This window comes from Fibrobacter sp. (assembly GCF_045131395.1).
Taxonomy (GTDB): Bacteria; Fibrobacterota; Fibrobacteria; order Fibrobacterales; family Fibrobacteraceae; genus Fibrobacter.
The window spans coordinates 344,858-357,477 of record NZ_JBGUQY010000024.1 but is presented as its reverse complement, the minus strand read 5'-3'; the positions used below and the strand labels follow the sequence as shown (position 1 = coordinate 357,477).

Annotated in this window: 12 protein-coding genes; 11 read left to right on the top strand and 1 reads right to left on the bottom strand. The window is 50.4% G+C overall.

From position 1 onward, the window contains the following. The first annotated feature begins 47 nt into the window (after positions 1-47). The 11 genes from ACJMNB_RS08105 (at position 48) to ACJMNB_RS08055 (ending at position 11,811) form a co-directional block, all read left to right on the top strand. Entirely contained in the window at positions 48-2,555 is a 2,508-nt protein-coding gene (locus tag ACJMNB_RS08105; protein ID WP_405341143.1) for a TonB-dependent receptor plug domain-containing protein, read from the top strand. Further along, positions 2,539-4,182: a hypothetical protein gene (locus ACJMNB_RS08100; protein WP_405341140.1), complete on the top strand. Its 1,644-nt coding sequence runs from the start codon at positions 2,539-2,541 to the stop codon at positions 4,180-4,182. Before ACJMNB_RS08105 ends, ACJMNB_RS08100 begins: the two co-directional genes overlap by 17 nt. A 77-nt stretch (positions 4,183-4,259) precedes the next feature. Further along, complete coding sequence (locus tag ACJMNB_RS08095; protein ID WP_405341137.1) at positions 4,260-5,096, top strand: DUF3450 family protein; 837 nt, start codon at positions 4,260-4,262, stop codon at positions 5,094-5,096. Next, positions 5,096-6,703, top strand: a complete 1,608-nt coding sequence (locus ACJMNB_RS08090) for a MotA/TolQ/ExbB proton channel family protein (RefSeq protein WP_405341134.1) — start codon at positions 5,096-5,098, stop codon at positions 6,701-6,703. Before ACJMNB_RS08095 ends, ACJMNB_RS08090 begins: the two co-directional genes overlap by 1 nt. Beyond that, the gene (locus tag ACJMNB_RS08085) at positions 6,696-7,379 is read left to right on the top strand and encodes a MotA/TolQ/ExbB proton channel family protein (RefSeq protein ID WP_405341131.1); all 684 of its coding nucleotides are present in this window, start codon (positions 6,696-6,698) and stop codon (positions 7,377-7,379) included. Before ACJMNB_RS08090 ends, ACJMNB_RS08085 begins: the two co-directional genes overlap by 8 nt. Positions 7,380-7,431: 52 nt before the next feature. Beyond that, positions 7,432-7,836, top strand: a complete 405-nt coding sequence (locus ACJMNB_RS08080; protein WP_173352170.1) for a biopolymer transporter ExbD — start codon at positions 7,432-7,434, stop codon at positions 7,834-7,836. Positions 7,837-7,957: 121 nt separating this feature from the next. Beyond that, positions 7,958-8,539 carry an energy transducer TonB gene (locus ACJMNB_RS08075; protein ID WP_405341128.1) on the top strand — a complete coding sequence of 194 codons (582 nt, stop codon included), beginning with the start codon at positions 7,958-7,960 and terminating at the stop codon, positions 8,537-8,539. A 1-nt stretch (position 8,540) separates the two neighbouring features. Further along, positions 8,541-9,575 carry a tetratricopeptide repeat protein gene (locus ACJMNB_RS08070; RefSeq protein ID WP_405341125.1) on the top strand — a complete coding sequence of 345 codons (1,035 nt, stop codon included), beginning with the start codon at positions 8,541-8,543 and terminating at the stop codon, positions 9,573-9,575. Positions 9,576-9,726: 151 nt separating this feature from the next. Continuing rightward, positions 9,727-10,470: a hypothetical protein gene (locus ACJMNB_RS08065; RefSeq protein ID WP_405341122.1), complete on the top strand. Its 744-nt coding sequence runs from the start codon at positions 9,727-9,729 to the stop codon at positions 10,468-10,470. 82 nt (positions 10,471-10,552) lie between these two features. Continuing rightward, entirely contained in the window at positions 10,553-11,083 is a 531-nt protein-coding gene (locus ACJMNB_RS08060; protein WP_405341119.1) for a type II toxin-antitoxin system death-on-curing family toxin, read from the top strand. Next, the gene (locus ACJMNB_RS08055; RefSeq protein ID WP_405341116.1) at positions 11,083-11,811 is read left to right on the top strand and encodes a metallophosphoesterase; all 729 of its coding nucleotides are present in this window, start codon (positions 11,083-11,085) and stop codon (positions 11,809-11,811) included. The genes ACJMNB_RS08060 and ACJMNB_RS08055 overlap by 1 nt, the downstream gene beginning before the upstream one ends. 42 nt (positions 11,812-11,853) lie before the next feature. On the opposite strand, the gene ACJMNB_RS08050 is transcribed toward ACJMNB_RS08055, so the two are convergent. Further along, positions 11,854-12,489, bottom strand: coding sequence for a hypothetical protein (locus tag ACJMNB_RS08050; RefSeq protein WP_405341113.1), 636 nt, complete (start codon positions 12,487-12,489; stop codon positions 11,854-11,856). Positions 12,490-12,620 lie beyond the last annotated feature (131 nt).

The following is a 12,620-nucleotide window of genomic DNA, read 5'->3' as shown; positions in this document are numbered from 1 at the left end:
ATAGGGGAACCTATTTGCTATTTTTGTATACGAGAAGAGAGTTTTTGTTGAAAAAGTTAATTGGAATCTTTGTTTTACTGGTGGCCTTGGCCGCTATGGCACAGGAGCCTGTGCCAGACTCCCTTGCGCCTGCGGGGATTGTATTTAACGGTGTGGTGCAGGATTCTTCCTTTGCCCCTGGCGAAAAGCTGAATGTGGAAATCCTGGAGTCCGGCGAAGCCTTGCAGACCACCGTGGGCACGCCTTTTAGCGTAGTTCTTCCGGAAGATACCCTCTGGAACGTTTGCGTTACCAATTCCGACACCTCGGGCGCCGAGAAGGAAAAATGCTACGAACTGGTGTATTCCGGTACGGAACGCAGTTTCTCGCAGACCCTGGGCGAAGCATTCGTGAACGATAGTTCGAATGTTCCTTCGGATAGTCTTCCTGGAGCCGAAGGCGACGGAATCCATACGGCGCTTGCTGATTCTAGTGGGAAAGACCTCCCGACGGTCGAGAATGACTCGGCGAAGAAAGACTCTGCTAAGGATGTCAACGTAGACGACCTCCTTGCTGGCGGCGACAACGCCAAGGTCACCGAACTCAAGAAAGTGGTGGTGCAACTGCGCCGTCGCCCCAAGCGCAAGCCCGGCGAATCCGTGGTGTCTGCCAAGTCTATCAAGCGTATGCCTAGCCTCGCTGAAGCGGATGTCATCAAGAGCATCCAGGCGCTCCCGGGCGTGGTGGCCAGCTCCGATTTTAGCTCCAAGATTTACGTGCGCGGGGGCGCCGCCGACCAGAACCTGTTCCTGTTCGACAACGCCGTGGTTTATTCGCCGGTGCATTTCTTCGGACTTTTCAGTACCTTCCTGGTGGAAGGCATTGACGATGTGCAGTTCTACAAGAGCGGTTTTCCGGCTCAGTACGGTAACCGCCTGAGTTCCGTGCTCAAGATGGATGGCCGCGCTGGTGGCCAGGATACCGTCAACGAATGGTTCAGCAAGTCTAGCATCAAGATCAGTACCTTTGCCGCCCAGATTCACACCGAAGGTCATCAGGGCCCTGCCCGCTGGGTGGTGGCAGGCCGTACGACTTACATCGGCTACATGCTGGATTTGATGAACGCCCTCGATATTATTGACCTTGCGCTGGATTATGAATTTACGGATGTGCAGGGTACCTTCATGTACAACTTTACCGACGACACCCGCATGAAACTGAGCTTTTATGTGGGTAAGGACCGCTTGAGCTTTGACCCGCTTTATATGGACTGGGGTAACGTGGCGATTCCTCTCGGCTTCAGCCATCGCATTAACGGGGACTGGGATTACAACGCGACTCTCGCCTTCAGTGAATTCTACCAGACCATGAGTATTAGCGACCTCATGTCTATCGAAATGTACCTTTATACTTTCGCTGGCAAGCAGTGGGTGAACTATCGTGGCATTCCGAACCATACGCTTACCGTGGGTTACGAACTGGAATACGACTACGAACGTTACCAGGAACAGATGTCCACCATCAGCGTGGCGGATATCCAGGACCCCTTCCATCATGTGGGTTACCTGCAGGACGCCTGGAAGCTGACTCCTGATTACTTGTTGCAATACGGTCTCCGATTTAACTACCAGACGGCGGCGAAGCACTTTGGCGTAGAACCCCGTGCATCGCTTACTGTCAATATCGATGACGACAAGACGGTGGAATTGTACGGTGGCTATTACCTGCAGTACCTGAATTCCATTGTGTATACCGACCAGGAAACTCTGAACGAATTCTATTACCCTGCCACGACGACCTCCAAGGGCACGCATATCGAACCGGCATCTTCCTGGCTGTTTGCAGCGGAATATAGCCAGCGTGGCATTTTGGAAGATTACGATGCGACCGTGGGCGTTTACTACAAGACCCAAAGCAACCTGAATACTTTTGTATCCGTGCTTGACAGTAATGACGAAACCACCTCGGATGACTTTGTGGTTGCCGATGGTTTTGGTACGGCGGAAGGCTATTCCCTCGGTTACGAGCTCTCGCTGCGCAAGGATAAAGGCTGGTGGTTTGGCGGCATTAACTGGAGCCAGAGCGTTAGCGTCATGAAGACGGATGACGGTTCCAAGCCCTATTTCCCCAGTTGGCATCAGCCTTACGCTTTAAAGATGGATTTGGGTATCAACTGGCGCGGTCCGGAAGATGCCTTGACGGTACACCCGACGCAAAGAGACATGTACGTTCGCACTTCGGTCCTTATGAAGTATTCGGCGGGTATGCCTATCAGCGAATACAAGGGCTATTACATATCGCAAGATATTGGGCACCAGCAGTATAGCGACGAGGTGGTGGTGCTGCCGGGTAGCCGCAATGCCGCCCGCCAGACGGACTACTTCCGCGTCGATGTGAAGGTTATTGATATCGGCCGCGAAAACAAGTGGAACTTTAGCTGGACATTTATCAACGTGACCGATCACGAGAACATGTTCTATACCTTCTACGATACGCGCAAGAACCCGCCAGAGAAAACAGAAATCACTCAGTTCCCCTTTTTACCGGTTATGTTGAGCTATGAATACTATTTCTAAAATCTTGAGCGTTCTTGCTGTGTTTTCCTTTGTGGCGTGCGACTTTCACGGCCCTTGGGAATACTATCCCGAAAAGCGTGACGTGTATACGGGTATTTATACCTATGGCTACATCGCTTCTGGCGAAGCTCCTTATATCTGTTTTTCGAAGGTTTATGAGCTGGAAGAAACTGCAATCGAAAGCATTGCCTTTTACGACAGCGCCTATGTGACGGTGAAGGGCCGTTTCGTTACGACTTCTGGCGAAGAGAAGGATACGTTGTCGGTTCTTTATAGCGGTAACAAGCCGAATTGCTTTGGTGGCTACGCCTACCGGGGCATTGTGGGCGAGACTTACACCATGGAAGCCTACTTTGAATGGGATAGCTCGGGCCACAAGGCGGAATCCCGTTATAAGGCTCAGGCGACCATTCCGCCTAAAGTTAAAATCAAGGGCCTGAATGTCCCGCTGCAAAATGGGGACTATGAGTGGAAACCTTTCAACGAGAAAAAGCCCAGGTTTGAAATAGACTTCTTGGAATATCCCATGGACATGGAATTCGTGAAGTGCGCCCTGGATTACGATCAGTCTGTGAGAGGCGTGATTGCGGTGATGAATTACGACATGAGTAATGCAGAATCGCAGAATACGACCATTAACGACATGTTCAAGGGCTTTACCAGCGAAGACGAAGAAGGCTATCGCGGTATTTCGATCCATGATCCCTTGGAACAGACCCAGAATTTGGGCTTTACCTCGAACCGCAAGGTTGCCGATTTCCATGCGTTGGATACGGCTTACCTGATGAACATGATGCTCCCCTTGGGCGATGTCTCTGTAGACCTGTATTCGACGGATGAATCCTATATCGATTACATTGACAAGGTGAGGGAATCGGTGAATGATTCTCGAATCTTGCCTGAATCGAATATCGAAAATGGCATGGGCGTGTTTACCGGAATGTCCAAGGCGACTGTGTTGCTGCATGTCAACGGTGATGGCGTGAGCGTGAAGCACATTGCGCACCACAACTGCTATAATGCCGAGGGAGATCTTTCGGACAGCTGGGATTCAAAAGGGTGCAGGCTTTACCAGGATGTTTACTGTGCCGCTATAGATGTTTCTGTTTGGAGCGATGACTTGGCAACGCTGAATAGTAAGGCTTACGAAGAATATCGCGATTCTGTATACAGCAGGGACAGTAAAGAATGCTATGCCTCCAACGTGAAGGCCGCCATGATGCTGGATACCACCAAGTGGTCCCTGTTCTTGCCTGACACCATCAATACCCAGGACAAGTCCAACGCCTATGCCGATGGTCTCAAGCGCTATTGCGTGGCTTCGGGTTTTGAAAATAACAAGATTGCCGATTGCTACGATTTGTATAAGCTGTGCATGGAAAGTCCGGAAAATAATTACTGCAAGGAATATTTGTGGACCTGGTGCGCCGACCGTGACTGGCCGGACAATGATCAGTGCAGGAGCGCATTGGTGAGTCGCTATTACCTCAAGGAACAGAAATCCAGCATTATTTTGCGGGAAGTCCAGAAAGTTTGTGACCTTTATCGCCCGACCATTTGCAATAACTGGTGTACCGAAAACAAGGATCACTTGGAATGCCCTGAATCCAGCCCTTTGGAAAAATGAGGTGAGGTGGTGACACTTTTGTTGGGCTCAAGTGTTTCAATTATGTAATTTTGAAAAATAACCTATTGTGGATCATTATGAATAAGTTTAAATTATTGCCCTTGGCGCTTCTGGTTTTGGCTCTCTCGGTGACGGCTTATGCCGACCGTGATTCCGAAATTCGCGACCTGAAGCTTGAAAAAGACAAGCTGAATTCTGAAATCCAGAAGCTGAACCGCCAAATAGCATCAACCGATTCGATGCTGAAGGCTGACGATAACCGTTACAAGACTTTGCAGCAGCGCTACAAGGCCGATACGGAACGCCGCCGCAGCGAAATCGATAGCCTGAATGCCAAAATCAAGACGGTTGCAGGCGAACTCCAGACGGAACGCAACAAGCAGGCCCGCGCCAAGAACAGGAGCGACAATGTGGCTGCCAAGCGTAAGGCTTTGCGCGAAGAACTGGCCGGCATCAGCAAGCGCCTGGAAGCCCAAGTGGCGGCTACCATTCCCTGGGAACGGGAAACCAGGCTTGACCGCGTCAAGTCCCTTACCCGCGATATCGAAAGCGGTAACGCTAGCGAAGAAGAAAGCTTTTCTCGCTTGAAATCCCTTGTGGCCGAAGAAACCAAGTTCGGTGACGAGGTGGCGATTATCAACAGCCCGCTGACCCGCAAGAACGGTGAACTCATTAACGCATCGATTCTCCGTATCGGTAACCAGTGGATGGTTTACAGCGACGAAAACGGTACGGTTTTCGGTTCCCTGGTGCGCAAGTCCGAAGACGGCAAGGTGACTTACGAATGGAACGAAGAATTGGATCTTGAAGAACGTGCTGCCGTAAAGCTCGCAATCGAGGTGAAGCAGGCGAAAAAGCCGCCCCAGATTGTGAAGTTGCCGGTTAGCCTTTCTGTGGCGAGGGGGGACAAATAATGAATAATGAAAAATTAAGAATGAATAATGGCGGACACGTCATTGCGAGGAGCAAGGCGACGAAGCAATCCATGTCTTATTGTTTGTTTGTTGCTGTAATATTTATGTTTGCATCTTCTGCTTTTGCGTGGCCCTGGTCGGGCTCGGGCGAAAGCAAGGCTTCTGCCGAAGACCAGGCCCGAATCAAGGATTCCCTGCAGACCGAAGAAGTTCGCAACTTGCAGCGCGAAGTGGAGGCATTGACCCGTATTCGCCTGCAGAAGGCGGATTCTCTTGAAAAACTGGAAGCGGAACACTGGCGCAAGCGTTATGCCGAATCCCAGTTGACCGAAGAACATCAGGCCGCCTCCCGTGAGCTGGACGGCCGCTATTCCAAGCTTTCTACGGATTTGGGCCGCGTAAGCGAAGAAGTTATGGCTAGCAAGAACATGACAAGCGATGCCGAAGAAAAGGCCCAGTCCGAAGAATCGGCCTACGATGCCATGAATACTCAGGTCAAGCTTTCTATCGACAAGACTCTTGGCGACGTGATGGGGGATTACCCCGTGGGCATGAACGGCCGCCTGTTGCGTTTGCGTCAGGCTGCTGGCGAAGCGGACAAGAAAGATCCGAATACGATTGGCGCGGTGCAGGGTTACATGGATGACCTCTTGCTCCGTCATGAACTGACTTATACCCAGTCTTATGGCCGCGAAGTGTCTCAGGTGGGCAGCCGCCCCGATGTGAACGTGAACCGTTTGCGCTTGGGAACGGTGTTCCTTGGCGAAGTGGCCCAGGATAACGGTGATGTGCAGGCATTGCTCCGTTCTGGCGCCTTGCAGGGCAAGGTGTTCGAATGGAATGCGAACCTTCCGGCTGAAATGGCGACTAACATCAAGCAGGCCGTGGTGCAGGCCGGTTCCGCTACCGGTGCGGTCGTTGTCCCGCTGGATGTCTTGCAGAACAAGGCTGTCAAGAATTCCATTACAGACACCAAGGAATTGACTTGGGACGAAGAGCTGGTGGCATTCTTCAAGAAGGGCGGTATCGTGATGTACCCCTTGGCCCTGGTGGCAATTTTTGCCTTGCTCCTTTGCCTGGAAAGATTCCTGGTGCTCACGCTCCGTGGACACATGGGTCGCAGATTCCTGAAGAAGTTGAACGGCCTTGTCCATGATAAGCGTTACGAAGAGGCTGCCAATCTTTGCCTCAAAAAGGACTCCAGCCTTTCTATGGTGCTGTTTGCCGTGCTGAACCGCGCCCGCGACAAGCGCGAAGATGCGGAACGCTCGCTGCAAGAAGCTTTGCTCCGTGAACAGCCGAAACTGGAACGCCGCATGGGCCTTTTGGCTGCCATGGGCACCATCGCTCCGCTGCTGGGCTTGCTCGGTACGGTGACCGGTATCATTACCCTCTTTACCGTGATTACCGAAGTGGGTACCAACGACGCCCGCGTCTTGGCTGGCGGTATTTCCGAAGCCTTGGTGACTACGGAAACGGGCCTCGTGATTGCTATCCCCGTGATGATCTTGCATGGCCTCTTGAGCGAAAAGATCGAAAAAGTGACTAGCGAAATGTGCGTGCAGAGCACTGCGTTGTTGAACAAGATTTTTGGCAAGAATGACTAACACTCACTACATATTCATTGAATCGTTGCAGAACACGTACCAGGCCGGTGGCGTGGTGATGCTCCCGATTCTCTTGGCGGGTGTAATCGGCTTTTACTTCTTGTTCTCGACTTGGTTCCGCATCGGTAGCGACTTTTTCCGCACCGACATTCATAAGGTCATTAAGCGCATGCGCCTGGACTTGAATGGCGGTAACGAAGAATACGAAAAGAATGGCGAGCCGCCGAGTGTCGAAAAGGCTGTACGCCGACTCCGCAAACGCGGTGGGCTCCTGTCTCGAGAACTTTGCTATGCGATTGATGTGGCTGAAAAGAACCCCGAAGGTTTCCGCGACTACATGCAGGTGCGCATGATGAAAACGGTGCGCTACATGGAACAAGGGAACCACATTGTTTCGGTGATGGCATCTGCGGCGCCGCTGCTGGGCTTGCTGGGAACCGTGACGGGCATGGTCTCAACCTTTGAGGTGATTACGCTGTACGGAAACCAGAACCCGGTGCTGATGGCCGATGGCATTTCGGAAGCCTTGATTTCGACTCAGAGCGGGCTTTTGGTGGCGTTCCCGCTGACTCTTTTGAAACAACGTATGGACGAACGTGTGGAAATTTTGCGCCAGAAGATGGAACTCGGCGCGACTGTGATAGAGAATTATTTCGTGGAAAAAGTGGATAATTGATACGTCATTGCGACCCTGAAAGGGGAAGCAATCCATGAATGAGGATTTACTTATGGAATTCAACTTGCCGAGAAGAAAACAGAAGGATATGGGCATTGAAATGGGCCCGCTGATGGACATCGTGTTCATCTTGCTCATCTTTTTCGTGGTGACGTCTTCCTTTACCCGCGAAACGGGCGTGGATGTGACTAAGCCCCAGGCGCAGACAGCAAGCCAGCTGGAAAAAGAAAACTTGCTCATTGCCATTACCCGCGAAGGTACCATTCATATGAATGAACGTCAGGTGGACTTGGCGAGCCTGCAGGATATTTTGAAACAGTCGTTGGCGAAAACTCCCGACCGCGAAGCCGTGGTGATTGCGGACAAGGGCGCTGAAACGGGCGTGTTGGTGCAGGTCATTGACATGTGCAATTTGGCCGGAGTGAAAAAGGTTTCTATTGCTGCTCAGGCAGAGTAAACGTCATTGCGCAAGCGCAAAACGATGAAGCAATCTATGTTAGAAAGATGATTTTATGTTTAGGTTTATAAAGAAACTTTTTAAGCGCTTTGGCATTTTGCTTGCGGCTATACTCGCGAGTATGCTTCTCGTGTTCTCCGTGACCATGGCGAACCTTTTCTTGAGTGGCAAGGTCTTTCACGAAAAGAAGTACAACAAGGCCGAAATTGCCATCAAGAAAGTGGACGAGGTGGAGAAAAAGGTTGAAAAGAAAAAGCCTGCCCGCAAGCCGAACCGCATGAAGTCCAATTCCCGCTCGCCTAAGGCTGGCCCCCGATTCGCCATGAATCTTGGTGCCGCTTCGGGTTCTGCAGGGGCTGCCGTCAGCGAAGACATGGTGGCGGATTTCCGCGGCGGAGCGCTTTCGGTGGAAAAAGGCGATGTGGACAAGAAGCCGGAAAGCAGGGCCTTCCCCAATTTTCAGGTTCCGCCCCAGATTCGCGACCGAGAAATTGATGCCATGCTCCGCCTCAGTTTCTGCGTGGATGCGGGCGGTCGTGTATACGATATCAAGGTGCTGGAAGAAACTCCGGCTGGATCAGGCCTTGCCCAGGCCGGTAAAGACGCCCTTTCTCGCATGACTTTTGCTCCGGCAGAAAAGGCGGGGAAGGCGGTACCCTTCTGCGGCATGGAACAACCTTTCGAAGTGAAGTTTAGGGATTAGTATGCGTCGTCTTCATTATTCATTTTTAATCGTGATGGCTGTCGCCGTGCTTGCTTTTGCGGCCCAGTCCGCTTATGACTTGATGGAACGCGCCAATGCCCTTTATCGTGAGGGCAAGTTCAAGCAGGCTATTACCCTTTACCATAAGGCGGAATCTCGCGGCGCCGACCCCGTCGCCACCAGTTTCAACATCGCCAATAGTTATTACCAGATGAATGACTTGCCGAATGCGGCCGCCACTTACCGCAAGGCCATCGATTTCTCTAATGGTGCGTTTTCTCCGGCCCTCTTCAACATGGCCAGCGTCTATTTTCGCCTGCGCCAATACCCCGAATGCGTGGCGGCCTATCACCGCGCGTTGAAACTGGAACCGGAAAATGTTTCCGGTTGGCTTTACTTAGGCGAAGCCTACAGTAAAACCGGCGACGCGGTCGGCGCATTGCGTGCCATCGAAAAAGCCTACCAGCTGGACAAAGAAGATATCAGCATCGTTTATCAGCTTTCCGAAGCGAATATTGCCGTAGATGATTTTGATCGCGCCGTCGCCGTGATTCGCGAAGGTTATGCCGCCCACCCCGAAGAAATCGACTTTCTCGTTTACTTGGGCGATGTGTACCGCCTGAACAAGCAGTACGAAGAAAGCGCCGGCGCCTACCGCGAAGCTCTGGGCGTCCGCCCCGATGACGCTCCCACCATGTACAAGTTGGCCGACGTCCTCGCCGAAGACAACAAACCCTTCGTTGCCATGGACGTACTCAACAATTTGACGCAAATCAAGCCTGAATTTAGCGACGCCGCCATCTTCCTCGGGAACCTGGCTTACGACGCCAAGTTCCTCGACCGCGCCGAGGCCGCTTACGAACTTGCCGCCAAGCAGGGCAACGCCGAATCCGTTTTCGGCTACAAGAATATGGCCTACGACGCCCACGCCCAAAAGCGCGACGACGAAGCCCTCCGCCTGCTCCGTATCGCCCAGCAATACTTCCCCGACGATGTCACCCTTCAGGCCGACATCTTGGAATTCGAGAAGCAATAGTTTTTTCGAGCTATTTTTGCTTCTTTGAAAAAATTCTCCAGAGTGTCAATATCTGACACTCTATTTTTGTATATTCATATTTAGAATTATGCATGTATTTAAATATATGCATAAAATATAAAATCAAGCCTACAAAAACAAGGAGATTGATATGGCCGAACACGAAAATGAATCTTTCGCCGAATTCTGCGTCCGTCAAAAGGCGGGTTTACAGCTTGTCAGCGAAGCAGAACAACAGGAAAACGACTATAAGAAGGCGCTCAAGGAGGCTCAGGAGAAGCGTTATGAGCGCAAGTACCAGCTGTTTTACGACAACCTGGACCTGATTTTGCGCCATAAGGATGAAATCCTTGCGACTCCGCGCTACGCAAACATTGATGCGCATTACTTGCTCAAGGGTGGCGGGCTTTATGTGGGGCATCTCAATATGGCGCGTCAATTTAACATCGCGGGCAACGTCGTCATCATAAACCTCAGACTTGCTTCGCTCTTCAAGATTTGGGAATCGGACCAGTTCCGCGTGGAATGCGAATGCGGCACGACAACCTTTATCCGCGGCTTTGCTGGGTCACCTCTGTCGGGTAGCTCTCAGGCGTCGGCCATTTGTTCCAAGTGCAAAAAGATTGTCCGCGTGGACAATCGTAGCTTTGGCGCCTACTGCGGTATTGTGAATGCCGCTTACGCCGAAGACATCGAAAAGTTCGCAAAGGCTTTGATGACGAAGTGGACCCTGGCCGAGGTGGAATACGAGAAAAAGATTGTCCAGGGCAAATCTGCACGCTGGTTCACAGTGGGCGATGTGTTTAAGGACGATGGCGAAATCTGCGAACTGGAAACTATGATTAACGAACTGAAATTGAAGGAATATGAGAATTCTCCTGCAAATGACTGCTAAAATGCGACTGATGCGTGCGGCAACATTTGTCGCATGATGCAGTTATATTTACATGATACATTGATTTGAAATGGGGTATAAAATGAATACACAAGAGACATTGGCTTTGCAGACGGTTATCGCAGATTTTAGGCCGGCGTTAGAAACACTTGACCGTTACGATCACGAACAACTCGCTTACCCCAAGAGCACTGCAGTGAATGCGGGCGAACGCATTACTTACGAAGAGGCGATGGAAGCAATCGCCGTTCTCAAGGAAATGTTCAACGACAGCGATATTTTCGGTACAGAAAAGGACGCCTCGTTCAAGAGCTCGCTAGGGCAAATCTACCAGACCTTTGGCGGCAAGGAACTTTACCCTACCGCAGAAATCAAGGCGGCCATGCTCCTTTATTTGGTAGTCAAGAACCATTCTTTTGTCGACGGCAACAAACGTATCGCGGCCTTCGTTTTCTTGTGGTTTTTATCGCGGAACGGCCTGCTTTATAAGGCAGACTGTTCCAAGAACATCTCCGACGGAACGCTGGTGGCGCTCACGCTGCTCATCGCCGAAAGCAAACCCGAAGAACGCGAAACCATGGTAAAACTCGCCACAAATCTGCTAGGGGTGTAATGAACCGACATCTGTACATTTGTGGCGATATCCATGGCGAAATAAAACGCCTGGTTCACGACGCTATGCATCGGTTAAAAATCAGGTGCGCAGATATTCTCGTTGTCGGCGATTTCGGTGCCGGTTTCGGCCGCCCGAATTCAATGGATGTGCGGTATCGCGAGATTCGCTCGGCACTTGAAGAGAATGATATTTGCCTGTACACGATTCGGGGAAATCACGATGATCCGGCGTTTTTCGACGGCCAGCACGATTACGAGCGCCTACATTTTTTGCCCGATCACAAAATGATTGAACTTTGCTGCAAACGCATTTACCCCATCGGTGGCGCCGTTTCTACGGATATCGATTTAATTGACCCGCTCACGCGGAAATCACGCCGAATGCAGAACGATTCACTAATCAAATTTGGCTCATCCAAACGCATCTGGTGGGACGGCGAAGCCCCTGCGCAAAACACAGAAGGACTCCCAGAATCAACCGACATCATCGTATCACATGAAGCGCCATTGTCGTTCGCTCCGACACTTATTCGAGAGCTCTATGTGCGCGAAGATACCTGGCAGCAGGTAATTGAATCCCGCCGCTATCTTGATTATGTTTTGAAAGCCGTCAAACCGCCACTCTGGTTTTATGGTCATTATCACCACCATTATGAAGGTGTTGTCGAAGATACTATGTATCGTGGATTAGATATCGGTGAAATGACAAAAGCGACTCTCATATAAGCCCCATTCTCCCTTCATCAAACTGTGCAGCCTAAAAAGTTTTCAAATGTGTATTTCGGTGTAAATATGAAAATCTTCAGGTTTCATGCGCATGGCATCTTCAAGGGAATAGGAGCCGTCGGCAAAAAATTTATGCATAGCATAGCAGATATACACATCCTTGAATTCCGGAAGTTCAAGTTCTTCAATATTCCAGTTTAGTTTTTTGCGCCACTCATTGAGTTCTTTGTAATCTACGGGTTCTTTTCCCGATGCATCACTAATGCTGACTTCGAACCTATTTCCTCTGTCGTATGAATCGTACAATCCGCCAACTTGTCCTTCCCAGTCCTCTTCCGATTCATAAACGATATAGGTTTCAATGCAAAAGGTATCATAGTAAGATTTTCCCTTCGCCTTAAGTTCCATTAAATCTTTGTACATGTCGAAAGTAATTTTGGCACATTCGTCTTGCAACTCGTGGAGCCGTTTGTTCAACAGTAGTAACTTGTCAATATTTTCCTTGCTGTGCTCAAACCTAGCGTTGGCAAGCACCTTCCTTGCCAGGAGTTGCATTTCTTGATGATGTCTGTTTTCTATTTCGCTTTGCCTCTGCTGTTGAAGCCAATCTCTATCCTCAATCAGATGGTTAATGATACCGTTTAGATATTCGGGGCTTTTGCGATCTTCGTATTTCATATTAAAGCCCCTTTTCTTTACTAAGAGGTGTGTCTATGTAGAAAGAAATTACTGATGAAACAAATATATATTGGCCATGCGACAAATACGGACACAAGAAAAGCCCCTAGAAGGGGCTTGTACGGTACTTA